19 protein-coding genes are annotated in these 26658 nt (G+C 38.8%); 16 read left to right on the plus strand and 3 right to left on the minus strand.

The annotated features are described in order from the left end of the window. Positions 1 to 2 precede the first annotated feature (2 nt). Positions 3 to 710, minus strand: a complete 708-nt coding sequence (gene aphA, locus FE813_RS09430) for an acid phosphatase AphA (RefSeq protein ID WP_139990335.1) — start codon at positions 708 to 710, stop codon at positions 3 to 5. Between the two features lie 216 nt (positions 711 to 926). On the opposite strand from aphA, the gene hslV reads away from it, so the two are divergent. Then, positions 927 to 1448 (plus strand): ATP-dependent protease subunit HslV, encoded by a 522-nt coding sequence (gene hslV, locus FE813_RS09435; RefSeq protein ID WP_111407905.1) that lies wholly within the window; start codon positions 927 to 929, stop codon positions 1446 to 1448. Between the two features lie 107 nt (positions 1449 to 1555). Then, positions 1556 to 2884, plus strand: coding sequence for an ATP-dependent protease ATPase subunit HslU (gene hslU, locus FE813_RS09440; RefSeq protein WP_139990336.1), 1329 nt, complete (start codon positions 1556 to 1558; stop codon positions 2882 to 2884). A 71-nt stretch (positions 2885 to 2955) separates the two neighbouring features. Here the strand turns inward: hslU and FE813_RS09445 are convergent, their stop codons facing one another. Continuing rightward, on the minus strand, positions 2956 to 4008 hold the full coding sequence (locus FE813_RS09445) for an extracellular solute-binding protein (RefSeq protein WP_139990337.1): 1053 nt from the start codon (positions 4006 to 4008) through the stop codon (positions 2956 to 2958). A 141-nt stretch (positions 4009 to 4149) separates the two neighbouring features. Between FE813_RS09445 and FE813_RS09450 the strand changes: the two genes are divergently transcribed. The 12 genes from FE813_RS09450 to FE813_RS09505 all read left to right on the plus strand — a co-directional run bounded on the left by FE813_RS09450 (position 4150) and on the right by FE813_RS09505 (position 24383). Then, a complete protein-coding gene (locus FE813_RS09450; protein ID WP_139990338.1) occupies positions 4150 to 5445 on the plus strand; it encodes an NAD(P)/FAD-dependent oxidoreductase in 1296 nt (431 codons plus the stop codon). A gap of 62 nt (positions 5446 to 5507) precedes the next feature. Beyond that, entirely contained in the window at positions 5508 to 7859 is a 2352-nt protein-coding gene (lptD, locus tag FE813_RS09455) for an LPS assembly protein LptD (protein ID WP_139990339.1), read from the plus strand. Positions 7860 to 8026: 167 nt separating this feature from the next. After that, positions 8027 to 9550, plus strand: coding sequence for a sodium-dependent transporter (locus FE813_RS09460; protein ID WP_139990340.1), 1524 nt, complete (start codon positions 8027 to 8029; stop codon positions 9548 to 9550). After that, positions 9547 to 9642, plus strand: a complete 96-nt coding sequence (locus tag FE813_RS09465) for a methionine/alanine import family NSS transporter small subunit (RefSeq protein ID WP_139990341.1) — start codon at positions 9547 to 9549, stop codon at positions 9640 to 9642. The genes FE813_RS09460 and FE813_RS09465 overlap by 4 nt, the downstream gene beginning before the upstream one ends. A gap of 639 nt (positions 9643 to 10281) precedes the next feature. Next, on the plus strand, positions 10282 to 12483 hold the full coding sequence (locus FE813_RS09470) for an ESPR-type extended signal peptide-containing protein (protein ID WP_139990342.1): 2202 nt from the start codon (positions 10282 to 10284) through the stop codon (positions 12481 to 12483). 170 nt (positions 12484 to 12653) lie between these two features. Continuing rightward, positions 12654 to 17549, plus strand: coding sequence for a YadA-like family protein (locus FE813_RS10570; RefSeq protein ID WP_258038809.1), 4896 nt, complete (start codon positions 12654 to 12656; stop codon positions 17547 to 17549). Between the two features lie 129 nt (positions 17550 to 17678). Further along, positions 17679 to 19253 (plus strand): DNA recombination protein RmuC, encoded by a 1575-nt coding sequence (locus FE813_RS09480; RefSeq protein ID WP_139990344.1) that lies wholly within the window; start codon positions 17679 to 17681, stop codon positions 19251 to 19253. A gap of 207 nt (positions 19254 to 19460) precedes the next feature. After that, a complete protein-coding gene (gene uriH, locus FE813_RS09485) occupies positions 19461 to 20393 on the plus strand; it encodes a uridine-preferring nucleoside hydrolase UriH (RefSeq protein WP_048953168.1) in 933 nt (310 codons plus the stop codon). A gap of 43 nt (positions 20394 to 20436) precedes the next feature. After that, a complete protein-coding gene (locus FE813_RS09490) occupies positions 20437 to 21684 on the plus strand; it encodes a NupC/NupG family nucleoside CNT transporter (protein ID WP_139990345.1) in 1248 nt (415 codons plus the stop codon). Between the two features lie 82 nt (positions 21685 to 21766). Next, positions 21767 to 22690 carry a ribokinase gene (rbsK, locus tag FE813_RS09495; RefSeq protein ID WP_048953170.1) on the plus strand — a complete coding sequence of 308 codons (924 nt, stop codon included), beginning with the start codon at positions 21767 to 21769 and terminating at the stop codon, positions 22688 to 22690. 27 nt (positions 22691 to 22717) lie between these two features. Further along, positions 22718 to 23722 (plus strand): substrate-binding domain-containing protein, encoded by a 1005-nt coding sequence (locus FE813_RS09500; RefSeq protein ID WP_139990346.1) that lies wholly within the window; start codon positions 22718 to 22720, stop codon positions 23720 to 23722. 109 nt (positions 23723 to 23831) lie between these two features. Then, positions 23832 to 24383, plus strand: coding sequence for a TIGR00645 family protein (locus tag FE813_RS09505; RefSeq protein ID WP_139990347.1), 552 nt, complete (start codon positions 23832 to 23834; stop codon positions 24381 to 24383). A 128-nt stretch (positions 24384 to 24511) separates the two neighbouring features. On the opposite strand, the gene FE813_RS09510 is transcribed toward FE813_RS09505, so the two are convergent. After that, a complete protein-coding gene (locus tag FE813_RS09510; protein ID WP_111408004.1) occupies positions 24512 to 25936 on the minus strand; it encodes a surface lipoprotein assembly modifier in 1425 nt (474 codons plus the stop codon). A gap of 92 nt (positions 25937 to 26028) precedes the next feature. On the opposite strand from FE813_RS09510, the gene FE813_RS09515 reads away from it, so the two are divergent. Further along, positions 26029 to 26316 (plus strand): type II toxin-antitoxin system RelB/DinJ family antitoxin, encoded by a 288-nt coding sequence (locus FE813_RS09515; RefSeq protein ID WP_235898366.1) that lies wholly within the window; start codon positions 26029 to 26031, stop codon positions 26314 to 26316. A 3-nt stretch (positions 26317 to 26319) separates the two neighbouring features. After that, positions 26320 to 26610 (plus strand): type II toxin-antitoxin system RelE/ParE family toxin, encoded by a 291-nt coding sequence (locus tag FE813_RS09520; RefSeq protein WP_111407995.1) that lies wholly within the window; start codon positions 26320 to 26322, stop codon positions 26608 to 26610. Positions 26611 to 26658: the final 48 nt, after the last annotated feature.

The raw sequence follows: 26658 nt of genomic DNA on the forward strand, positions 1-26658 counted from the left end.
AATTAATAGCTTGAATTGATTAACACTTCTTCACCGTAGCCACCTAAAGTCGGCATTGGTTGATAAGTTGAGTTTGCTGCACGCATTAAACGAATACCACGAATACCCGCTTCTTTAGCTGCTAATACATCATCATCGCTGTCGCCATAGTGAATGCTAACTTTATGTGCAATAATGCCCGGAGTTTTGTTGTATTTAGTTGTGCGTTCACGTCCGCCCATAAATTCAACAGGGTGCATATTTTTAATATCAAACGCTTTTTGTAATATAGGTGTTACGCCATCCACATTCCCTGCTGTACGACCTGTAATAAAATAAATTTGGTCTCCGCGTTCTTGGTGCATTTTGATCAAATCAGCAGCGATTTGTTTTGGAATGGAATATTTATCACAACCTGCGTTAACTTCATTCCAGAAATCTTGGTTTTTCAAATAGTCTTGTTTACCTGGAGAATATTTTTGTTGACCATAATAGAAACAAGAGCTGGTGAAAAGTACGGTATCATCAATATCAAAGCTGACATTAATTGGGCCTTTACCTTCTAATTCTTTTTTAATTTGCTCTACTGAAATCCAGTGAATTGGTTGCTCTTGCAACATTTCACGCGCATTTGTACCAGATTGTGTATAAGGTTCAGTTTTGCCAGCCATGGCGGGAATCGCTGCGGCAGTTAACAATGCCACTAAAGATAATTTCATTAAATTTTTCATAGAGAATCCTTCTAGGTTGGGTTTAAAATCCGCGTCATAATACGCTTTTTATTGCATCAATCAATTAGAAGCAATCGTTTTCGATGTTAAAATATGATCATGATCACATTTTTTAATTTCTTTTGATGAATAAATATACAATATATATTTTAACTTGAATTCTGATAATTCATCACCATATAACGAAAAACTTTTCTTTAATCAAAGGATAGAACAATGACAACGATTGTATGTGTTCGTAAAAATGGCAAAGTGGCAATTGGTGGAGATGGACAGGCAACACTTGGTAACTGTGTGGAAAAAGGAAGTGTACGTAAAGTGCGCCGTTTATATAAAGATAAAGTAGTGACAGGTTTCGCTGGTTCTACTGCTGATGCTTTTATTTTACGAGACTTATTTGAGAAAAAATTAGAATTGCATCAAGGACATTTAGTTAAATCTGCGGTGGAGTTGGCAAAAGAATGGCGTACAGAGCGCTCATTGCGCAAACTAGAGGCCATGATGATTGTAGCAAATGACAGCGATTTTTTACTCGTATCAGGTTCTGGTGATGTAATTGAACCCGAGTTTGATGTGTTGGCTATCGGTTCTGGTGGCAACTACGCAAAATCTGCTGCACTTGCCTTACTTAGAACTAAAAATGATTTAACCGCAAAAGAAATCGTCGCGGAAGCGCTAAAAATAGCGGGTGATATCGATATTTACAGTAACCATAACCACGTTATTGAAGAAGTATAAACTTACTCATGTAGGTGTGAAAAGCGAATTTCATATACAAATATGAAATGGTGATCCATGTTAATAAAAGCATTTCTCCTACATTTTCATTATATAAAGGATAATTTATGTCAATGACCCCTCGTGAAATCGTTTCTGAATTAGATGCACATATTATTGGACAAAATGAGGCTAAACGTGCAGTGGCGATAGCATTGCGTAACCGCTGGCGCCGCATGCAGTTAACTGAAGAACTTCGTCAAGAAGTAACGCCGAAAAATATTTTAATGATTGGTCCAACAGGCGTAGGTAAAACAGAAATTGCACGTCGCCTAGCAAAACTTGCTAATGCACCATTTATCAAAGTAGAAGCGACCAAATTTACTGAAGTGGGGTATGTAGGTAAAGAAGTAGATTCTATTATCCGAGATCTTACGGATGTTTCCCTGAAGTTGGTTCGCCAACAAGCGGTAGAAAAAAATCGTATACGTGCACAAGATGCTGCAGAAAATCGTATTTTAGATGTGTTACTTCCTCCAGCAAAAGATCAGTGGGGTAATGTGCAGGATTCTGATAATACTAGTACGCGTCAAATCTTCCGTAAAAAACTACGTGAAGGGCAGTTAGATGATAAAGAAATTGAAATTGATGTATCTGCTGGAGTATCAATGGGGATAGAAATTATGGCACCTCCAGGTATGGAAGAGATGACAAGTCAATTGCAGTCGCTTTTTCAAAATTTAGGTACCGAGAAGACTAAAAAACGCAAAATGAAGATTAAAGAGGCGTTGAAAGTTTTAATTGATGATGAAGCGGCAAAGCTCATTAATCCAGAAGAGCTTAAGCAACAAGCCATTGATGCGGTAGAACAAAACGGTATCGTCTTTATTGATGAAATTGATAAGATTTGTAAAAAAGGTGAGCACTCAGGTGGTGATGTTTCACGTGAGGGCGTACAACGCGATTTATTACCGATTATCGAAGGTTCAAGCGTGAATACTAAACATGGTATGGTAAAAACGGATCATATTTTATTTATTTGTTCTGGTGCATTTCAAATAGCACGTCCATCTGATTTATTGCCAGAATTACAAGGTCGTTTGCCAATCCGAGTGGAATTGAAATCCCTGACGAAAGAAGATTTTGAGCGTATTTTAACTGAGCCAAATGCATCACTTACATTGCAATATCGTGAGTTAATAAAAACAGAAGGTGTGGAAGTTGAGTTTACTCAAGATGGAATTAGTAAAATTGCAGAATCAGCGTTTAGAGTGAATGAAAAAACGGAGAATATTGGTGCTCGTCGTTTACATACTGTATTAGAGCGTTTAACGGACGGAATTTCTTTTGACGCAAGTGAACGCGCGGGGGAGAAAATTGTGATAGATGAAAAATATGTTTCTGAAGCATTAAATGACGTTGTTGAAAATGAAGATTTGAGTCGCTTTATTCTTTAAGTATTTTCTTTTCTGATACAAGAAGTGCGGTGAATTTTCACCGCACTTTTTTGCTTTTTTAAATTAAGAAATTAATTGGTTTTTAATTTGCTCCAATATTTTTCATAAATATCGACAGCTTCACCAACATCACCTTGCATAATCCCTTTTTCTACTTCTGATGCTGGTGGAAATAGTTTAGGATCGTTGGCAACTTCTGGGCTGAGTAATGCTTTGACTCCTTCATTTGGCATAGAAAAGCCCATGCGTTCTACCACAACTTTGGCATTTTCTGGACGAAGTAAGAAGTCAATGAACTTATGTGCGCCTTCAACATTTTTTGCTGTAGTTGGAATCGCATAGTTATCCATCCAGAAAATTGCGCCTTCTTTGGGATACACAAATTGAAGAGATGGATTTTCTTTATGTGCTAAATAAGCAGAACCATTCCAAATCATACCAATTGCAGCTTCACCTTGTACGTAAGGGACTTCTGGCGAGTCAGAGTTAAAGGTTGCTACATTTGGTAAAAGTTTTTCTAAACGCTCATAAGCTGTTTTGATGTCTTCTTCATTGGTGGTATTTGGTGATTTACCATCAAGTAATAATGCTACGTGGAACACTTCACGTGCATCACTGGTCATAAGAACTTTGCCTTTAAATTCAGTTTTCCATAAATCCGCCCAGCTGGTGATGGTTTTAGGATCAATCTCATCAGCATTAACTTCAATACCAGTAAGTCCGTAAACATAAGGTAATGAATATTTATTTTCTGGGTCGAATTCTTTATTTAATAAATGTTTAGGGATTTGATGAATATTGGTCAATTTACTTTGATCAATCGGTTGAAGCATCTTTTCCTTAATCATTTTATTTACGTAGTAACTTGATGGAAACACCAAATCATAGCCAGAGCCAGTATTCTGAGTAAGTTTGAGTTTCGCGTACATTTCTTCGTTGCTTTCAAAGGTAGAATAAATCACCTCGATGCCAGTTTCTTTAGAGAACTGTGCGACTAAATCAGAAGGTACATAGTCTGTCCAGTTATAGACGTAAAGTTTGTTATTGGCAAAAGCGGAAACCGCGAAAAGTGCGGTGGTGGAAAGGAAAAGATTTTTGAGTGAGTGAGCAAAGAATTTTTTCAATTTATTGACCTCCGAGGGTTATCGTTCATCATAAAACGCACAAATTTTGCGCGCGCGCAGTATAGCATTTTTTTCGTAAAAGGTTTGACATATTTCCCTTTCGGGGTAAGATTTTGCCAGTTTTTTCCTAAGAGATTTTTTATGCTTAATTTTGCCTATCAAGAACACGTTCGCTCTTATTATTTCGACTCTCGTAACCAAGATTTTCAATTCCCGCCGTTAACTCAAATTGAACATGCTGATGTGTGTGTGATCGGGGCTGGTTTTTTTGGTTTATCTGCGGCACTAGAACTGGCGGAGAAAGGAAAAAAAGTCATTGTATTAGAGGGCGCTCGAGTAGGATTTGGTGCTTCTGGTCGTAGTGGTGGGCAGGCAATTAATGGCTTTGAAGAAGGCATTGATGAATACGTTAAACAAGTTGGCGAAGATAAAGCGCATAAACTTTGGAATATGTCATTAGAGGCTATTGATATTATTGATGAACGCATTGAGAAATATGGCATTCAGTGCGACTGGAAAAAAGGCTATGCCACATTGGCATTAAATGAACGCCGAATGGATGACTTAATTGAAATTGAAAAAGAAAGTCATGAGAATTTTGGCTATCAGAATATGCAACTTTGGGATAAGGCTAAATTAAAACAGCACTTAGGCAGTGATATTTATGTGGGGGGCTTATTTGATAGTAACTCAGGGCATTTGCATCCACTTAATTATTGTTTAGGTTTAGCGAAAGCTTGTGTCGATCTGGGTGTTCAGATTTTTGAACAATCTCCCGTAGTGGATATGGTTGAGAAAAATGGTTGCGTTGAGGTTAAAACAGCTAAAAGTGCGGTGATTTCTCAAGACGTTATTTTAGCCACCAATGCTTATATTGATGCGCTCCCGAAATCTATTCATCACGGAATTAATCGTAAAATATTACCTGTAGAAAGTTTTATTATTGCCACAGAGCCGTTAAGTCAAGCGGTTGCTGATTCTGTTATTAATAATGGCATGTCGGTGTGCGATAACAATTTATTATTAGACTATTATCGTTTGAGTGCTGACAATCGTCTTCTTTTTGGTAGTGATTCTAGCTCAGAAAAAGATATGGTCGCGATTATGCGGAAAAATATGTTGCGCGTATTCCCGCAACTTGAAAATGTAAAAATCGATTATGGCTGGGCCGGCCCGATTGATATGACGTTAAATTCAACGCCACATTTTGGTCGTATTTCTCCGCACATTTATTTTGCTCATGGTTATTCTGGTCACGGTGTTGCTTTGACGGGGCTTGCAGGACGAATTGTAGCCGAGGCAATTTTAGGTGATGATGAACGCTTATCTATTTTTGAAAGTCTGAAAGTCCCTTCTGTTTATGGTGGTCGAATTATCAAAGATCTTGCGACAAAGATTGGTGTGCAGTATTACAAATTTTTAGATCGTTATTGTTAATAATATTCGGAAACACATTTTTCCCGTATAATCGTAGATATTTTTTACAGCAGAACGGCATTATGAATAAAAATCAAACCTTAGTTTCTCTTGCTATTTTCACCGCACTTTACAGTCAGCAAAGTATGGCGGATTTACGTGATCAATGTTTAATGGGGGTACCACACTTTACTGGCGAAGTGGTACAGGGGGACTTAAATACCTTACCCGTCTATATTGAAGCTGATGATGCAGAGATTAATCAGCCTACACAGGCCGTATATCAAGGTAACGTAGATGTAAGACAGGGAAACCGCCATTTAATGGCTGATTCTGTTGAAGTGAAACAATTGGGGAATCACCAAGCTCCACAGCGTTTTGCCTATATACGAGGTGGATTTGATTATAAAGATAATCAACTTAATATGCTGGGGAAAAATGCTGATTTTAATTTAGATAACCATGACGGTCATGCTACAAATGCGGATTATGAATTGGTTGGGCGACAAGGAAGAGGCAAGGCAGAACATATCAATTTACAAAATGATTACCGTGTAATGAAAAATGCCACATTTACCTCTTGTTTACGAGGTGATAATGCCTGGGCGGTAGATGCATCAGAAATCCGTCAATATGTAAAAGAAGAATATGCTGAAATGTGGCATGCACGTTTTAAAGTGCATGGCGTGCCTGTTTTTTATACCCCTTATTTGCAATTACCAATTGGTGATCGCCGTCGTTCGGGATTATTGATTCCAAGTGGTGGCTCATCTAGCCGTGATGGTTTCTGGTATATGCAACCGATTTATTGGAATATTGCACCGAATTACGATATGACGGTTACGCCTAAATACATGTCGCATCGTGGTTGGCAATTAAATGGTGAATTTCGCTATTTAACCTCTATAGGGGAAGGAAAAGTTGCAGGAGAATATCTAGGCCGAGATCGTTATGACGAATATATTAGTGATAAACGTAAACGCCATTTATTCTATTGGAATCACAGTTCAAGCTTCTTAGAAAACTGGCGTTTTAATGTAAATTATACACGAGTGAGTGATAAACGTTACTTTAACGACTTTGATTCACAATACGGTAGCAGCACAGATGGCTATGCAGATCAGTATGCGCGAATCGCTTACTATAAACCTAATTATAATTTCTCGCTTTCAGCGCGCCAGTTCCAAGTTTTTGATGAAAATCTATCTATTGGTCCTTATCGTGCGATGCCACAAATGGACTTTAATTATTACAAACATGATTTAGCTAATGGATGGTTAGATTTTAAATGGTATTCTCAAGCTGTACGTTTTGATAATGACAGTGATCTCATGCCAACGGCATGGCGTTTTCACATTGAACCAAGTTTAGCTTCATCAATGTCAAATGAATATGGTGGCTTGAAAGTAGAAACTAAACTTTATGGCACACGTTATGAACAGAAAAAGGGTTCAGGAGTGAATGCGGAAGAGGTTCAGAAAAACATAAATCGTGTCATTCCGCAATTTAAGCTTGATTTACAAACTGTATTAGCTAGGGACACCACTTTCTTAAAAGATTACACTCAAACTTTTGAACCACACATTCAATATTTATATCGCCCTTATCGTGATCAAAGCAATATTGGTTCAAAACAACGTACGAGTGATTATTTAGGATTTGGTTATGATTCCGCATTGGTACAGCAAGATTATTATTCGCTTTTCCGTGATCGCCGTTACAGTGGATTAGATAGAATCTCCTCTGCGAATCAAATGACATTAGGTGGAACAACTCGCTTTTATGATAAAGCCGGTGATGAACGCTTTAATTTATCAGCCGGTCAAATTTATTATTTAAATGATTCACGTATTGATGATAACCCCGCAAATAAAACGCCAACATCGTCATCATCTTGGGCTTTAGAGTCTAACTGGAAAATGAGTGATCATTGGCGTTGGCGTGGCAGTTATCAATATGATACGAATACGCACGCAACATCGTTAGCGAATACATCATTGGAATATAACCCTGCAAAGGATAATTTAATCCAATTAAATTATCGTTACGCTAGTCAAAATTATATTGATCAAAATTTAGGGCGATCAGCAAATGCTTATCGTCAAGATATTCAGCAGATAGGGCTTGTTACTGCATGGGAAGTTTCAGATAACTGGTCGGTTGTGGGAAAATATTATCATGATCTTGCACTTAAAAAACCGGTTGAACAATATCTTGGTATTCAATATAACACTTGTTGTTGGGCTGCCGGAATTGGTGCAAGACGCTATGTGACAAGCCGTCAACATCAAGATGAGGATTCTGTGCTCTATGATCATGGTATAGGTTTTACCTTAGAATTACGTGGTCTAGGTACAAATAATTACCAAAATGGTATTGATGATATGCTCGAAAAAGGTAAGTTACCTTACATCCGTGCATTTAGCCTTGAATAATCCATTCTAAAACCGATAGCGATTGCTGTCGGTTTTCTCATTTTTTTAAACGAAATCACTTTCACCAAAAATTAGTATAAATTTCACCGCACTTTCATCTCTTTTATTGACTGATGTCAAGATTTCATTATATTGACAGCTTTCATTCTAACTTATAGGAACAACTTATGGCGCAATCTGCACCAAAGCGTGAAACCTTCTCTGGTCGTAACGCGTTTATTATGGCTGCCATTGGCTCAGCGGTGGGCCTTGGTAATATTTGGCGTTTCCCTTATACCACTTATGAAAATGGTGGGGGCGCTTTTATTATCCCTTATCTTATTGCATTATTAACTGCAGGGATTCCTCTTTTATTTTTAGATTATGCGATTGGGCACCGTCACCGTGGTGGGGCACCATTGTCTTATCGTCGTTTTAGTCCACATTTTGAAGTGTTTGGCTGGTGGCAAATGATGGTGAATGTCATCATTGGCTTATATTATGCCGTTGTGCTTGGCTGGGCTGCAAGTTACACCTATTTCTCAATTAATGGTGCTTGGGGAGATAAACCGATCGATTTTTTCATTGGTGAATTTCTGAAAATGGGCGACATCAAAAATGGGGTGAGTTTTGAGTTTGTGGGAATGGTCACCTGCCCATTAATTGCGATGTGGATTATTGCCCTCGGTGTACTTTCACTTGGTGTACAAAAAGGCATTGCAAAAGTTTCATCGGTATTAATGCCGGTGTTAGTCATTATGTTTATGGCTTTGGTTATTTATTCCTTATTTTTACCTGGTGCGGAAAAAGGCTTAGATGCTTTATTTACACCAGATTGGTCAAAGCTATCGAATCCAAGTGTATGGATTGCCGCATATGGACAAATATTCTTTTCTCTCTCAATTTGTTTTGGAATTATGGTGACATATGCTTCTTATCTTAAAAAAGAATCAGATTTAACCGGAAGTGGATTAGTAGTAGGTTTTGCAAATAGTAGTTTTGAAGTGTTAGCAGGCGTAGGTGTTTTTGCAGCATTAGGTTTTATTGCAACGGCACAAGGCCAAGAAGTGAGCGAGGTAGCAAAAGGCGGAATTGGTTTAGCATTTTTCGCATTTCCAACCATTATTAACAAAGCACCATTTGGTGAAGTATTAGGTGTCTTATTTTTTGGTTCATTGACGTTTGCAGCATTGACTTCTTTCATTTCTGTTATTGAAGTGATCATTTCCGCTATTCAAGATAAGCTACGTATTCGCCGTGTGAAAGTAACCTTTATTGTGGGTGTTCCAATGATGCTGGTTTCAGTGCTCTTATTTGGTACGACAACAGGATTGCCAATGTTGGATGTCTTTGACAAATTCGTAAACTATTTTGGTATTGTTGCTGTTGCATTTGTATCATTAATTGCAATTGTGGCAAACGAAAAATTAGGGTTATTGGGCGATCATTTAAATGAAACCTCTTCTTTCAAAGTTGGCTTTTTCTGGCGTTTATGTATTGTGCTGACCACAGGTATTTTAGCATTTATGTTATTTAGTGAGGGCGCCAAAGTCTTTTCTGAAGGATATGAAGGATACCCAAGTTGGTTTGTCAATATTTTTGGTTGGGGAATGGCAATCAGTTTATTAATTGTGGCATTTATGCTTTCTCGCTTAAAATGGAAAAATGATACCCAATTAATCCTTGATGAAAAAAAAAGGAGAGTAAAATGAGTTTGAGCGCAATGATTATGATGATTGTAGCTTTTGGCGTTATTTGGGGCGGCTTTATCTACGCCTTGATGCGCTTACCCAAAGAAAAATAAGGATAGTATTAACCGCACTTTAATCGTGCGGTTATTTTTTAGTTCGCTTGATAATTTAATAATATCAGTTTAATTCATGTCATATACTGAAGTAGGCATAACATCCATTCATGCCGTAGGGGTTTATTAAAAAGTAAATTTTTACATTAAGTTATAAATTTTTTATTTTCATTTCCATTAATATTGTGTAGAATACGAAGATAACCTAATTTCTTAACTCATTTCTCCCTTATTTAGATTTATCGAGAGTTTAGTTCAGTTTTTAGATTGGAGTCATGGATGTTTCCACTTATATCTACCTATGACAGACTTTTTCATTTTTTATTAAAGAAGAATAAAATGTCTCATCTGAATAATGTAATACGGAATATTACTTATTATTACCCATTCGCTACATATTTAGCATTTAACATATCAAAGAAAATACATTCATTTCGTTTATTAACAAGTTTAATTGGCTTCAGGTTTAGGTTTTGTCTTGCTTAAGATGAAATTGTAGGGCACCAATTAAACGTTCTGTTATTTCTTATTTTTCTTTACAGTATAAAGGTATTTATATGCTTTTTGAGCTGTGCCTTTATGTTTTTCGCTTATTTCACGTCCGAGAGAGTGCATTTAAATTAATATAGGATTATCAATATGAATCATATATATAAAGTTATTTGGAATACAATCACACAAACATGGGTTGCAGTTTCCGAACTTAGCCGCGCAAAAGGCAAAACAAAATCAAGTAAAACATTAAGTGCGGTAGTTTTAGCAGCAGTTTCTGCTGGGGCTATTGTTGGGGGTGCAGAGGCTGCGTATATAGCGGGCGTAGGAAACGGTATCGCAATTTCACTCAAAGGAGGGGCGCTTCCAGCAGACGCTAAAGATCGATGGTCAATAGCTATAGGCACTAACGCTTCCGCAGAAAAGGGTTATGACATAGCAATTGGAGGCAACTCACACGCTAAAAGTCAAGACACCAGAGATGCTCAAGGTAAGTTACTTGAAGGAGCTGCAATTGCAATAGGTAAAGAGACAAAGGCAACAGGTCAAGGAACAATTGCAATTGGGCGAAAAACTCTTGCTGAAGGTGAATATGGAAGCGCTTACGGTTCTCAAGCGAACGCGCATGGGGCGCGCTCAACTGCTCTAGGTTATGTTGCTTCAGCAAGTGGCAATGACAGTTTAGCTGGAGGGGCTTTAGCTGAATCCCGAGGAGAGGGTTCTGTTGCACTCGGTAAAGACGCTCAAGCTACAGGAGATTACGCTAACGCTATAGGTTCAAGCGCTAGAGCTACGGAATGGGCTACTGCAGTTGGCCCAGGAACACAAGCAAATGGAGTAGCATCTGCAGCTTATGGCGATGGTTCTGTTGCCGATGGTAAAAAAGCCATTGCTATGGGTTCACATGCTACTGCAAAAAATGAGAGTACTATTGCGATAGGTAATGGAGCTAAAGTGGGTGCAACAAATGGAGATGTTGCGGCAACTAATGGCATCGCTATTGGTACAGAATCTGAATCAAAAGATCAACAAGCTATTGCCGTTGGTAAACAAGCAATTGCAGCAGGTAATAACTCTATTGCCTTGGGGAATGAAACTACGACAACTGGAGGTGAGGGGGTTGCCATTGGTAATACAGCAAGTGCATCTAACCAGTCTGTAGCCTTCGGTTCCAAAGCCAAAGCTACTGCACAGAAAGGGTATTCATCTGCATTTGGTAATGAATCCGTAGCTGATCAAGCAGATGCGTCAGCCATTGGTAATACAGCAAAAGCCTTAGCAGAAAATGCAACATCGGTGGGGGCACATAGCACGGTAGATACTGGAGCAACATACGGCTCTGCATTAGGTCGAAGTGCAAATGTTAGTGCAGCAAATGGTACCGCACTAGGAAGCTCATCAAGCGTAACTGCCGCGGACGGCACGGCTGTAGGTACTGGTGCAACTGTAAGCACAGCAGGCGGCGTAGCATTAGGTCAAGGATCAAAATCTACTCGAGCTGCATTAGATGGTGGAAGTATCACAATTAGCTCAGCAGGCAACGTCATATCATCAAATCATATTACTGATAAGGATATTACTGATAAGGATAACAGCACGGTAAATGACGTTTATGCCCCAGTTAAATTAATTAAATTAATCAATGACAAATCAATCTTAGAAAGAGTAAAAAATACTATTAAAGGTACTGCTGGTGCAGTCTCCCTAGGTAACAACACCACTACTCGCCAACTCACCAACCTAGCACCAGGTAGTGCAGACTATGATGCTGTAAACGTGGCTCAGTTAAAGGCTGTTGTGGGGACAATCAAACATTATAACGTAACCTCTAAAGATGGGGATATTACCATTAATCCCGATACCACCGATCCAAATAAGACTGTTTGGGATTTAAAAATAAATCCTAAATATAAAATCAAATATTTCTCAGTCAAGTCAGAGGGTGGCACCAACGAAAATAATGATGGTGCCACAGCAACAGATGCGATTGCGATTGGTAAAAATGCCTCTTCTACCGGCTCTAATGCCGTAAGTTTAGGCTTTGAAGCTAAAGCCTTAGGAAATTATAACACAGCCATTGGACCGGGCGCGCAAGCAAAAGATGTTAGAACAACAGCTATTGGTTACAATGCTAAAGCTGAAGCCGCAAGTGCGGTTGGCATTGGATACGAAGCTAATGCGACCCAATCCCGTTCTTTGGCAATAGGTCAAGATGCAACAGCCACAGCAAATAATGCCATTGCACTTGGCTCAAGTGGACAACACAGCGAAAACAAAACTACTGCGAGTGCTGCGCTGTTGCCATTGGCTCAGGTGCCGAAGCAAACATCGCTAATGGTATTGCTTTAGGCTCACAATCAAAAACAACTGCAGCTTCAGGTCAAACTGGCTTTGATGCTTCTCAAGATGCAGATGGGGCTCGCGTTAATAAATATGTCAACCTAACGAATAACAAGAAAAATGTCCGCACTTCTACTTTAGCGGGTCTTTCTATTGGTGATACTGACAAAACCCGTCAAATCAACCACCTCGCAGCTGGTACCGCAGATGATGACGCGGTAAACGTAGCACAATTAAAATCCGTGAACCTTGCTTTCAAAGGTGACAACAACACAAAAGGTGATGTACGTTTACACGATCAACGTTTATCTGTTGTTGGTGCGACAGGTAGTTTTATTACAACCAAAGCAAATGATAATAAATTAGAAATTAGCACTACACAAGGAACATTCTCTACAACGGCGGATGGCAAATCATCTCCTACCACAGCAGGTTTAGCTACAACGACTGCTGTTGCTAGTGCAATCAATAACAGCGGCTGGGAAGTACGAGCAAAAGGTACAAAAGTTGGCCTTGTAAATCCAGGTGATAAAGTTGACTTCACCAATGCAGATAACAGCATTGAAATCGAATCTTCCGCCGAAGCCAACGGCTTATCTACAATTAAATTTAAAGCAGTCACTGCAAAAATTAACACCGAGAAAAAACATCCAGTTGAAATTACCATAAATAACGGTATAACAACCAAAAAAATAGATAAAACAAAACAAGCTACCCCTACAGGTAAATTTGTTGTACCAACAGGAGATGATACTAATAAATATGCCTTAGCTACTGCTTATGATGTGGCCGATAAAGTCAATCAAACAGGTTGGAATTTATACACCAATGGCGGAGCGCCAGCTTTAATTAACCCTGGTGATTATGTCAACTTTAAGTCAGGCAATGCTACTAATGCAAATGTTGTGACTGAAGCAAGCGAAGGGGCAACCATTAGCTATGATGTAAACGTAGATAACACCACAATAAAAATTGACCCTAATGGTAATAAGCTTACTGCAAATACCGGAGACGTAGATTCGGTAACAAATACCGAAGGTAATAGTAAAAAAGGACAAGTTACAATTCACAAAGACTCGCTAGAGCCGTCAAAAACTGATTCAGGTAAACTTGCTACTGTTGATACTGTAGTAAAAGCGGTTAATAACGCCAAATGGTTTGCTAAAGCCGATAACAACGGTGGTGAGATTGCAGATGATGCGAAAACTAATGACGCAGATGACGCTGATGGTCAAGCCATGGGTGCGGGCGATAAGTTAACCTTGAAAGCGGGTAAAAACTTACGCGTGAAACGTGATGGTGCAAACTTTACCTTTGCAACGGATAACGATGTTACGTTCAACAAGGTAACCTCAAATGAGTTTGTGGTAAATCCAAATGGCAAATTTACCGTAGGTACAGGCGCAACCATTAATATGGGTAACAATATTATTCATGGTGTAGCTACTGGTGTGGCAGATACGGATGCGGTAAATGTGGCTCAGTTGAAAGCAAATACCACAACTGTTGAAGCAGGTAAAAACGTAACCGTAAATAAAACAAAAGACGATGCAACAGGTAAAACATTTACCGTGCATTCAGAAAAAGCAACGGTATCAAAAGAGGATAATAGCCCAATTAAATTGACCTCAACCTCGAATACATCAGAGCATACAACAGATTATAAAGTTGGCTTAGACATTGATGAAGGCACACTTGAGGTTAAAAACGGAAAATTAGCCGCTAAAGCACAGGCGAAAGCGATTGAGGTTGTCGAGAGCAAAGAAGGCGATGACAACATTGCAAAAGTAAATGTGAAGTCAGGCCAGAATAAAGGTGATGCCGGTGCAACTTATCAAGTTAGCGTGACTAAAAATGATGTAAAAGATGCAGCGAAAGAAGCCGTTGATGTGAGAGGTAGTGATTTTATTACCGTCACCCCGACAGATGGGGAGCATTTAAAAACCCATACGGTTGCTGCTAAAACAGGCGAGATTGCTGTCACAGAAACAACAGGCGCGGTAACCTCCATGGCAACTGCAACAGGTTTAACAACCAATAAAGCAGTAGCAGATGCGATTGCAAAATCAGGTTTCCAATTAAAACAAGGGGAAGAAGCTACAGCTAAAACTGTTATCAACCCGGGTGATAGCTTAACCTTTAAAGATGGGCAGGGAACCAAAGCAGTTGTTAATGCAAATGGCGATGTTCAAGTGAATGCGGATGTGGCAAGCTTGACAGGTGGAGATAATGTCACTGTTAAGGATAATGGAAATGGCAGCTTCACAATAAGCGCGACCGATACCAACACGCAAGCAAGTGTATCCAAAGCCGCAAACAGTCCAATCACAATTAACGCAACTGGTGCTGATAATGCTAAAAACTATGAGTTAGATGTAGCTGTTGATGGCACCACCATAAGTAAAGCAGGTGGCACATTGCATGCAGAGACAGGTGCGATTGAAGAGGTCACTACAACAACAGGTGATAACGCGAAGAAAAAAGGTCAAGTTCAAGCAAAATCTAACGATGAGAATAAGGTCGCTACAGTAAGCAATGTGGCTAATGCAATCAATAAAGCGAAATGGTTTGCTAAAGCCGATAACAACGGTGGTGAGATTGCAGATGATGCGAAAACTAATGACGCAGATGACGCTGATGGTCAAGCCATGGGTGCGGGCGATAAGTTAACCTTGAAAGCGGGTAAAAACTTACGCGTGAAACGTGATGGTGCAAACTTTACCTTTGCAACGGATAACGATGTTACGTTCAACAAGGTAACCTCAAATGAGTTTGTGGTAAATCCAAATGGCAAATTTACCGTAGGTACAGGCGCAACCATTAATATGGGTAACAATATTATTCATGGTGTAGCTACTGGTGTGGCAGATACGGATGCGGTAAATGTGGCTCAGTTGAAATCAACTGAACGCCATATTACACCAACCAGATACACTTATAATGACACAGATAAGTCAGTTACACTGACTTATACCGATGGCACTGGAAAAGTTGTACCAAACACTGAAGCTAAAATTGATTTAAGCGGCTTAGCAAGCAAAATCAAAGATTATAGCTTTAAAACAAATGCAACAGGTTCAAACCTAGTGGGAACAGGAACAGACACCAAAGTTGAATCAGGCAAATCAGTCGACTTTGCTGCAAGCGATAACTTGACTTTAAAACAAGACGTGAAGGACGGTAACGTGACTTACACTTACGGCTTGAAAAACCAAGTTGTTGTGGGAGAAAAAGGTACACCAGGTAAAGATGGTATTGATGGATCTATCGGCGTAAATGGTAAAGACGGTTCTGCAGTTGCAATCAACGGTGAAGACGGTTCTATCGGCTTAAATGGTAAAGATGGTAAAAACGGTTTAACCATTAAGGGTCAAGATGGCAAAGTGGGCGTGGATGGCAAAGATGGTGAAACACGTCTAGTTTACGTTGAGAAAGCTGACCCAACTAAACCAGGAAGTTCTGATAAAACTCATGAATTGGCAACGCTTGATGATGGTATGAAATATGGGGGTGATATTGGAGAGGTTGCCAATGTCAAACTTAATAAACAAGTGGATATAAAAGGTGGCGTTACGGATAAAACCAAGTTGTCTGACAACAATATTGGTGTAATTTCAACACCTAATGCAACGACAGGTGGTACAGAATTAACCGTAAAACTGGCAAAAGAACTGAAAGGTTTAACTTCAGCTGAGTTTAAAGGTGGAGACGACAACGCTGTAACAAATATCACAAATAGTGGTATTACCATTAAGCCGGCTAATTCAAACGATGACAGCAAAACTGTTTCTTTAACAAATACTGGCTTAAACAACGGTGGTAACAAAATCACCCATGTTGCAGAAGGTAAAGATGACACTGACGCTGTAAATGTAAAACAGTTGAAAGACTTCAAATCTGAGGTTGCTGAGGGCGGATTAACTTTCGCAGGTAATAGTGGTACAGATCATAAAGCGAAGTTAAACTCAACTGTTAATATTAAAGGCGCTGAAGGTAATACTGATGCTAACCAATTTGACAATGGTAAAAATGTAATGACCGCAGTAAATGGCAATACTGTTACTGTTTCCATTAAGAAAACACCAGAAGTTGAGGGCATCAACATCACTGATACAACCGGTAATGTAAAAGTTAAATTAACTCAAACAAATGAAGGTTTGAAAGTATCTGATAATAACGATCAGGCAACACGTATTACCAATGTAAAAGCTGGTAAAAAAGATACTGATGCAGTAAACGTCAAACAATTAAACGCTGCGAAAACTGAAGTTACCGCAGGGGATAATATTGATGTGAGATCAAGTACAGGTGCTAATGGTCAAACTATCTATAAAGTGAGTGCTAATGATACTTCTGCAGCAGTTGAAGCTGGTTCTGATCACGTTAAAGTGACAAAAGCTGCTAATACGCATAAAGATGGTTCAACAACTGTGACTGACTATACCGTTGATCTTTCAGATAAAACGAAAGGTGATATTGGTAAAGGCGTTAAGGCATACGATAAAGTAACAAACGAAGGTTTAACCTTTAATGCAGATCACGGCACTACTGGTGTGAAAAAACTAGGTAGCAAGGTGGCTGTCAAGGGTGATGGCAAAAACATTACCACGACTGCAAATGAAAACGGTGTGACAGTATCGATGGAAGATAATATTAAAGTAAACTCTGTCACAGCAAAAGAAGTGAAAGTAGGTGACGTTAATATCAACGAAAACGGTATCAACGCTGGCGGTAAACGTATTACCAATGTTGCTCCAGGTAAAGATGGCACCGATGCTGTGAATGTAAACCAATTGAAATATGTTGCAGGTAATATCAGCAATCAAATCAATAATGTTGATAAAGGCTTACGTGCAGGTATTGCGGGTGCTTTAGCATCAGGTGGGTTATATCATGTTACGACAGCAGGTAAATCTATGGTGTCTGTCGGTGCAGGTACATATCGTGGACAAAATGCGTTGGCGGTGGGTTACTCTCGCTTATCAGATAATGGTAAAGTTGGGGTTAAATTCACAGTAAACAGCAATTCACAAGGCCACTCTGGTGCAAGTGCAAGTGTTGGCTACCAATGGTAATTAACTTGTAAGTAAAATAAAAACCCGGCGAAAGTCGGGTTTTTTGTTAATTGAGATTATTGCCTTCTATGGAAGGAGATAGACGGATTTCTATGTTACAATTCAGACCTTAAATTAAAGGGGGGAGTTATGTGGGATATGTCGTTATTATGGGTGATGGGCGTTGTTTCTATTGTCTTGATTTTACTGCTGATTCTATTTCAGCAGAAATATGCTTTACTTCATAAAACACTTCATAAAACCACAGAAGACTATAATCAACTGGCATCAAAATTTGATGGGATAAATAGCCTTAAAAATCAATTAGAACAGCAAATTATTAAAGCTCAAACAGAAAGCCAAGGGTTACAAATTCGCTTGAATGAACGAGATGAAAAAATTTACTATCTTACCCAAGAATTAGATGAGGAGCAGGCTCGCCATTCCGCCATCGCGGAGCAAATTACCGCATTAAAAGAGCGCTTCGGGATCGCTTCTGCGCAAGCTGAAAGTTTGAATGCCCAATTGCAACATACCCAAAACCAGTTATCTCGAAAAGAACAGGAACAACAACATTTAACCGAAAAATTGACCGCACTTTCTCAAGAGTTAACAGGATTAAAAACAACTTTAGCAGAGAAAGAAAAACATTTTTCAGAGCAACAACAGAACTTTGAACAATCGAAACAGCAATTGGGTGTGGAATTTCAAAATCTAGCCAATCGTATTTTGGATGAAAAAAGTCGATCATTTAGTCAATCAAATCAAACTGCCTTGGAAACGTTGCTCAAGCCTTTCCGTGAGCAAATTGAAGGTTTTCAAAAACGTGTCAATGAAATTCACTCCGAATCCGTGAAAGGTAATGCTGGATTGGAAGCGGAAATCAAAAAAGTGATGGAAATTGGCCTGAATATGTCGCAAGAGGCGAGTAATCTAACTTCTGCGCTGAAAGGCGAAAAGAAAACTTTAGGTAACTGGGGCGAAGTGCAATTAGAACGAGCGTTGCAACTGGCTGGACTTGAAGAAAATGTGCATTACCGCGCGCAAGCACATTTTAAAGATGAACAAGGCGGACGCAATTACCCTGATTTTGTGTTGAATTTACCCGATGAAAAACACTTAATTATCGACAGCAAAATGTCATTGGTAGCTTACGAAAGTGCGGTGAATTCTGACGATGATTTTGAACGTGAGCGTTTACTAAAAGAACATATATCCGCATTGAAAAGTCATATTAATGATCTGCATAAAAAAGATTACAGTAATCTTATTGGCATGCGTAGCCCGAATTTTGTTCTCATGTTTATTGCAGTGGAACCCGCATATATTGAGGCTTTAAAATCTGATCCTGCTTTATTTAATTACGGTTATGAACGTAATGTCATTATGGTTTCTCACACCACCTTAATGCCGATTTTACGAACCGTAGCAAACCTATGGCGTATCGAACGCGGTAATGCAGAGGCAAAAGAAATCGCTGAAAAAGCAGGTGAAATTTATAACCAAATTTGCTTGGTCGCAGAACGTTTAAGTAAGCTTGGTAATACGCTTTCTACCGTCAGCAACCAATACAACAGCACAGTAACCGCACTTGTTGGCCAACAAGGTTTAGTTGGTAAAGTTGAACGATTTAAAACCCTTTCCGCAAAAGCGAATAAAACGATGCCGGAAGTGGAGTTATTGAATAATCAGATCGATTTGGCTAGGTTGGATACGTTGAACTAAGATAATTTCAAATAATTTATTCTCCGATTAAATGTGAATTTGGTCGGAGAATTTTTTATTTTATCTAATCAAAAAATTTTGTGATTAATATCTCAAATTTGAAATTTCTCAGTTGTTTTTCTGTTTTTGTTCTTTATATTTATCTTATCGAAACGTTTCGATGTGGCGGTCAGCAGTTTATGACTATGAAAAATATAGGAGTAAAGAATGCGTAAAAAAATTATTTTAGATTGTGATCCTGGACATGATGATGCGATAGCGATGTTACTCGCTTATGGCAATCCAGAGATTGAACTACTTGCAGTCACTACTGTAGTAGGTAATCAAACATTGGAGAAAGTATCACGAAATGCTTTGGCAATTGCTGAAATTGCTCAAATGAAAAATGTTCCTTTCGCTAAGGGTGCAGACAGACCTATTGTTAGGGAAATTGAGGTCGCACCTAGTATTCATGGTGAATCAGGGTTAGATGGTCCAAAATTACCTGAATCTAATCGAACTTTCAATGAAAAGCATGCTGTGGAATTAATCATTGATCTTATTATGTCTCACCCTGAGAAAACAATTACTCTTGTCCCAACAGGAGGGCTGACGAATATTGCTTTAGCGGCAAGATTAGAACCGAAAATTATTGAGAGAGTAAAAGAAGTTGTATTAATGGGAGGCGGGTATCATACTGGAAATTGGAGTGCCGTAGCTGAGTTTAATATAAAAATTGATCCCGAAGCAGCACATATTGTATTTAATGCTGGATGGAAAGTGACTATGGTTGGATTAGATTTAACACATCAAGCATTAGCCACCCCTGATGTTGTTGAGCGTATCGCAAAAATTGATACTAAGCCTGCCGAATTTGTTGTCGAATTACTTGAATTTTTTGGAAAAATGTATAAACAAGCTCAAGGCTTTAATTATCCTCCAGTTCATGATCCTTGTGCTGTGGCTTATGTTATTGATCCAACATTAATAGAAACAGTAAGTGTACCAGTTAATATTGAATTAACGGGAACGCACACATTAGGCATGACAGTTGCAGATTTCCGTTATCCACCTAAACCTTGCAATACGCAAGTTGCTACAAAGTTAGATAAAGAACGATTTTGGAATTTAATTATTGATGCAATCAAACGATTAAATTAGCAATAAAGTTTATCTTTCCTTTTACTTTCAATGAGGTCAAATTATGGACGCATTTATTAGTATTTTAGGGATTTTTGTATTATTAGGCATAGCCTATCTCCTTTCCAATAATAGAAAAGCTATTCGTGTAAGAACGGTATTTGGTGCATTAGCAATTCAAATCGCTATTGGTGCCTTTATTTTGTATGTACCTATTGGCAGAGATTCCCTCTTGGGTATGTCTAATGCAGTAAGTAAAGTTATTGCTTACGCAAATGAGGGTATTTCATTTGTTTTTGGTGGATTGGCATCAGGTGAAAGTGTTGGTTTCATTTTTGCTATTAAGGTGCTTCCTGTCATAGTTTTTTTCTCTGCATTGATTTCCTTGCTTTATTATATAGGTGTAATGCAATGGGTCATCAAATTAATTGGAGGTGGATTGCAAAAAGTCTTGGGAACATCAAAAGCAGAGTCTATGTCTGCTGCAGCTAATATTTTTGTTGGACAAACAGAAGCGCCATTGGTTGTAAAACCCTATATTAGCAAAATGACGGAATCAGAGCTTTTTGCTATTATGTGTGGAGGACTAGCATCCATTTCAGGTTCTGTTTTAGCTGGATACGCTGGATTAGGTGTACCTTTAACCTACCTAATCGCAGCCTCTTTTATGGCTGCACCAGCGGGTTTATTATTCGCAAAAATATTATATCCACAAACTGAAAAATTTAACGACGAAATCGAAAATGTTGAATTAGATAAACCATCTAATGCGCTTGAAGCCATTGCTTCTGGTGCTGGTGCGGGAATGACTATGGCATTAAGTATTGGAGCTATGTTAGTTGCATTTATCGCTCTAATTGCTCTTATTAACGGTATTTTAGGCGGCATTGGAGAATGGTTTAATCAACCAGAACTCTCTTTAGGTATAATTTTAGGTTGGATTTTTAAACCATTGGCATGGGTTATGGGAGTACCTTGGAGTGATGCTGAAGTAGCTGGTCATATGATAGGTATCAAATTAACCGTAAACGAATTTGTTGGTTATTCTGAATTTTCAACTTACCTAGGTATCAATCCACCAGTAGAACTTTCTGATAAAACAAAGGCTATCATTACTTTTGCTCTTTGTGGCTTTGCTAATTTTGGTTCTATAGCTGTATTAATTGGTGGGGTTGGTGGTATGGCTCCAAATCGTCGTGGAGATATTGCTCGATTAGGAATTAAGGCTGTTATTGCTGGCTCTTTAGCTAATTTATTAAGCGCAACTATTGCAGGTTTTTTTATTGGCTTAAGTGGTGTCGCTTTAGCTTAAGTTTCAAAAGTGCGGTAAAAATAGCCGCACTTTAGGTTTATAATTGCTTGATATATGCCTACTTTTATAGTGGAGAATAATTATGAAAGGGAAGACTCTCACAATTCTCGGTAGTATCAATGCTGATCATGTTATTTCAGTGCCTTACTTTGCTAAACCCGGTGAAACACTAACAGGTCAAAATTATCAAATTTCCTATGGTGGCAAGGGGGCGAATCAAGCGGTGGCAGCTGCTCGCTTAGGGGCAAAGGTAGCGTTCATTAGTTGCATTGGATCAGATAGCATTGGCGAAACAATGAAAAATGTGTTTGTCAAGGAAGGGATTGATACAACCTATATTAATACCGTTCCACAGGAAATGACGGGAATGGCATTTATTCAAGTTGCCAAGTCTAGTGAGAACTGTATTGTACTGGCTAGCGGTGCAAATGCACATTTGGGGGAGATGGTTGTTCGTCAAAGTGAGGCGCAAATTGCACAATCGGATTGCTTATTAATGCAATTAGAAACCCCACTTTATGGTGTGGAGCTGGCTGCTCAAATCGCTAAGAAAAATGGTGTTCAGGTTGTGCTAAATCCTGCTCCAGCGCAGATTTTATCGGACGAATTATTGAGTTTGATTGATATTATTACACCAAATGAAACAGAAGCTGAAATCCTGACTGGGGTAGCAGTAACCGACGAGCAAAGTGCGGTGAAAGCTGCGAGTGTTTTTCACGATAAAGGCATTGAAACTGTGATGATTACCCTTGGCGCGAAAGGCGTGTTTGTCAGTCGAAAAGGTAAAAGCCGCATCATTAAGGGCTTTTGTGTGCAAGCAATAGATACTACCGCAGCTGGTGATACATTTAATGGCGGTTTTGTTACGGCTTTATTGGAAGAAAAATCCTTTGATGAAGCCATTCGTTTTGGGCAAGCTGCCGCTGCGATTAGTGTGACAAAAAAAGGGGCCCAATCCTCTATTCCAACGCGTCAGGAAACTTTAGATTTTCTTGAACACGCTTAAAGTGCAGTGAATTTTTGAGGTGTTTTTATGGCGACAATGAAAGATATTGCACGACTGGCGCAAGTTTCGACTTCCACAGTTTCGCATGTCATTAATGGATCGCGTTTTGTTAGCGATGAGATTCGTGAGAAAGTGATGCGTATTGTCGCTGAACTGAATTACACCCCCTCAGCTGTTGCACGAAGCCTTAAGGTACGCGAAACCAAAACTATCGGGCTACTTGTCACCGCAACAAATAATCCATTCTTTGCTGAAGTGATGGCTGGCGTGGAGCAATATTGTCAGCAGCATCAATATAATCTTATTATTGCTACCACGGGGGGGGATGGCAAGCGTTTGCAGCAAAATCTACAAACCTTAATACATAAACAAGTAGATGGTGTATTACTGATGTGTGGCGATAGTCGTTTTCAAGCGGATATGGAGCTTGAAGTATCTTTGCCTTTAGTTGTGATGGATTGGTGGTTTACTGAGTTAAATGCAGACAAAATTCTAGAGAACTCAGAATATGGCGGTTATCTTGCAACGAAATCTATGGTTGATGCTGGACACCAGAAAATTGGCATTATTACGGGTAATCTCAGAAAGTCAGTAGCTAAAAATCGTTTGCAGGGATATAAGAAAGCTTTGTCTGAAGCTAATATAGTTTTAAATCCTGATTGGATTGTAGAAAGTCATTTTGATTTTGAAGGAGGGATCGTTGGGGCGCAAAAACTGCTTTCGTTATCTGATAGACCGACCGCTATTTTTTGTTGTAGCGATACTATTGCCATTGGTGCCTATCAGGCAATTCAGAATCAAGGTTTACGTATTCCGCAAGATATTTCTATCATGGGATACGATGATATTGAATTAGCTCGTTATCTTTTTCCTTCTTTATCTACAATTAGTCAACCTAAAGCTGAATTAGGTAGGCTTGCTGTTGAGACTTTATTGCAACGTATACAAGAACCCAATGAAAATTACCGCACTTTAGTGTTAGAGCCGGCCTGTATTTTGAGAGAATCAGTTTCCTCCCCTTCAAATGTATAAATAAAATAACAATAACTCGATTTCTTTATTGCTATTTTCAAAAAAACTGCTATCTTCCTGCAGTTTTTTTATTTATTTAACCAACTTTTTAATTTAGGAATAAAATCTAATGGAAGAAAACAAACCTGTTGATCTTTATGCGAAATATAACGAACAATCGAATATTATCGCGAAAATAATTTTTGCTAGTCGCTGGTTGCAAGTGCCGATTTATTTGGGGTTGATTGTAACGCTAGCGATCTACTCTTATAAGTTTATTAAAGGCTTATGGGCATTGGTAATTAATGTCAATGAGATGGATTCCAACACGATTATGTTGGGTGTGTTGAATTTGATTGATGTCGTGATGATCGCAAACTTGCTTGTGATGGTGACTATCGGTGGCTATGAAATTTTCGTATCCAAATTGCGTACGCGTAATCACCCCGATCAGCCTGAATGGATGAGCCATGTAAATGCGACGGTATTGAAGGTTAAACTTTCTATGTCTATTATCGGTATTTCATCTATCCATATGCTGCAAACCTTTGTGAATGCGAGCAATACGTCAGAAAAAACGATGATGTGGCAGTTATTATTGCACTTAGGCTTTTTGGTGTCAGCAATCGCCTTGGCTTATACGGATAAAATTTTGTATAGCACAAGCCATAAAACGCATTAAAAATTTATCATTTGATAACACCATTCAAAATCGATCTGTTTAATTATAAAAAATCTGCACCTGAATTAGTTATTTAGTCCAACATTTAGGTGCAGATCAATCTGTAAACGGTTATTGGTATTCTGAACTTAAAAATCTTTTTCCACAGAAATAAACCATTCCTCACTTTTTCTTGAATAAAATTCAGGGATATTACTATCAATTTTACGATAACGATAATTCAGCTTCGGTATAAAACCCTGCCATTGCAAACGGTTATACCACACCGACGCATTTAAGCTATATTCCTTGTCTTGGCGTTTTTGAGTGGGAAAATAAAAGTTCTCCGCACGAAAATCTCGCTTCACATAACGTAAGCTAACACGGCTGACAAACTCTTTAAGCTCCCATACTGAACCGATATTCACCCCACGGCGAAGAGAAGATTCTGCTTTATCTTTGCTACGATCAACACTGCCTTCCACGCCACTAAAAAGCAACCAATTCGGCTTGGCTTGATAGCTTAACGAAAGTGAAACACCGTTTAAGTAACCATTATGACGACGAGCGACAGAAGCATCGGCATAGCGTTTTTGCGTATGCGAAAAAGCTCCTGAAATTGCCCAGTAAGCGCTCAATTCTCGACGAAAATCTGCAACTGCACCAAAATTTTTGCTATAACGTGGTGAGCCGAGCCAATTCTGTTCAAAAAATGGAGAAAATCCGACCGCTTGCAAGGCTGAACGGTATCGATAACCGAGCGAGGCATACAGCGATTTTTCGCTGTAATCTTGGTTATCCCAATAATGTACACCACCCAAACGACCATTTGCTGTAACAAAATGATTGCCGGATATGTTCAATTCACGGTTTACACCCACACCGTAGCGCAGGCCGTGTGCCTTTTGCGGCAAGGAGCCCGCATCTTTTTTAAACCGCAAACCGCCTAACATAATATCTTGCTGAGAAGAAGCATTGTTCACGTTATCAGTTTGGGTATATTGTAGCTCCATATCAGACTGCCAACTTTGTCGCTCTGCCATCGCCTGAATATAACGTTCGGTAAATTGCTGCATTTGTGGTGAAAGTTCGGGTTTAGCACGTTCCAACTCCGCTTTTGCTTGGCGATATTGTTTATTCTCAAACAACATCACACCCAAATCAAAACGTGGATAAGACAACTCAGGTTTTTCTGCCACGATCTGTTGATAAAGCGAAATCGCCTCATCATATTTTTGCTCCGCCCGCAGCATTGCTCCCATCGCATAACGATAAAGCATTTCATCATAATCCGCTTGTTGTTGATACAACGGAAGAAGCTGCTTCAACAAATGCCATTGCTGTTTTAATACACCATAGTTAATCAACTTCTCGAGCTTGGTTTTGGTACTGTCTGCATCAGAAAGGGCAAACGAAGAAGCAGGCGGATTTTCTGTTTTTGGTTGCGTTTTTATTTGTGGTTCAATCTGTTTAGGCAAAGTATTGTTCTCAAAGAAAACAGGTTGAGGGGCGTGAAAGGTCTCCGCTTGTGTTGCAAACGGTAAAAAAATAAGGAAATTTGCGAGTTTTTTCATAGTAAATTTATTTATAAGTAAACATTGTTTTACAATGCAAGACATTCTATCTATAATGATTTGTACTGCATTGTTAGACAAAGGAGATAATTATGGCAATGACACAAAATGCATCTTTTAGCTTTCGTTTATCAGAAAATTTAAAACAAGAGGCATTTAATGTAATTGAAAATTACGGTTTCACCCCTTCGCAAGTGTTTAACTTATTCTTAACAGAAATTGCGAATACAAAAACGATTCCAGTAAACCTTTCTTATTTGAAACCAAATGCTGAAACATTGCGTGCGATGCAAGAAGCTGAAAATGGTGATGTTGATATCATTAGTGAAGCAAACTCTGGAGCTAATATTATGGAAAACCTGTTAAAATCAGCGGAATAAATAATGTGTATGGAATCTGTTAAAACATTAAAAGTAACCGCAACTAAAACATTTCAACGAGATATTAAAAAGCTCACAGCTAAGCAACAATTCTCAGCAGAAATGACCGAGGTTTTGTATCTTTTACAAAGAAATCGACCGCTTCCAAGAAAATATTTAGACCACGCACTACAAGGCGAAATGCAAGGTTATCGTGACTGCCATATTTTTAACGATCTTGTGCTGATTTACCAAATTAGTGATGACGAAGAATTAAAGCTCATTCGTATCGGTTCACATTCGGAAATTTTCTAATAGTTAAATGCCGTTTCAATCCACTTTAAACGGCATTTTCTTGTAGGG

It is taken from the genome of Haemophilus seminalis, from assembly GCF_006384255.1.
GTDB classification, from domain to species: Bacteria; Pseudomonadota; Gammaproteobacteria; order Enterobacterales; family Pasteurellaceae; genus Haemophilus; species Haemophilus seminalis.

Excerpts from the sequence above, each read along its gene's own strand:
- aphA (WP_139990335.1), bottom strand. The coding sequence starts at position 710 with ATGAAAAATTTAATGAAATTATCTTTAGTGGCATTGTTAACTGCCGCA.
- hslV (WP_111407905.1), top strand. The coding sequence starts at position 927 with ATGACAACGATTGTATGTGTTCGTAAAAATGGCAAAGTGGCAATTGGT.
- hslU (WP_139990336.1), top strand. The coding sequence starts at position 1,556 with ATGTCAATGACCCCTCGTGAAATCGTTTCTGAATTAGATGCACATATT.
- FE813_RS09450 (WP_139990338.1), top strand. The coding sequence starts at position 4,150 with ATGCTTAATTTTGCCTATCAAGAACACGTTCGCTCTTATTATTTCGAC.
- lptD (WP_139990339.1), top strand. The coding sequence starts at position 5,508 with ATGAATAAAAATCAAACCTTAGTTTCTCTTGCTATTTTCACCGCACTT.
- FE813_RS09460 (WP_139990340.1), top strand. The coding sequence starts at position 8,027 with ATGGCGCAATCTGCACCAAAGCGTGAAACCTTCTCTGGTCGTAACGCG.
- FE813_RS09465 (WP_139990341.1), top strand. The coding sequence starts at position 9,547 with ATGAGTTTGAGCGCAATGATTATGATGATTGTAGCTTTTGGCGTTATT.
- FE813_RS09470 (WP_139990342.1), top strand. The coding sequence starts at position 10,282 with ATGAATCATATATATAAAGTTATTTGGAATACAATCACACAAACATGG.
- FE813_RS09480 (WP_139990344.1), top strand. The coding sequence starts at position 17,679 with ATGTGGGATATGTCGTTATTATGGGTGATGGGCGTTGTTTCTATTGTC.
- uriH (WP_048953168.1), top strand. The coding sequence starts at position 19,461 with ATGCGTAAAAAAATTATTTTAGATTGTGATCCTGGACATGATGATGCG.
- FE813_RS09490 (WP_139990345.1), top strand. The coding sequence starts at position 20,437 with ATGGACGCATTTATTAGTATTTTAGGGATTTTTGTATTATTAGGCATA.
- rbsK (WP_048953170.1), top strand. The coding sequence starts at position 21,767 with ATGAAAGGGAAGACTCTCACAATTCTCGGTAGTATCAATGCTGATCAT.
- FE813_RS09500 (WP_139990346.1), top strand. The coding sequence starts at position 22,718 with ATGGCGACAATGAAAGATATTGCACGACTGGCGCAAGTTTCGACTTCC.
- FE813_RS09505 (WP_139990347.1), top strand. The coding sequence starts at position 23,832 with ATGGAAGAAAACAAACCTGTTGATCTTTATGCGAAATATAACGAACAA.
- FE813_RS09510 (WP_111408004.1), bottom strand. The coding sequence starts at position 25,936 with ATGAAAAAACTCGCAAATTTCCTTATTTTTTTACCGTTTGCAACACAA.
- FE813_RS09515 (WP_235898366.1), top strand. The coding sequence starts at position 26,029 with ATGGCAATGACACAAAATGCATCTTTTAGCTTTCGTTTATCAGAAAAT.
- FE813_RS09520 (WP_111407995.1), top strand. The coding sequence starts at position 26,320 with ATGTGTATGGAATCTGTTAAAACATTAAAAGTAACCGCAACTAAAACA.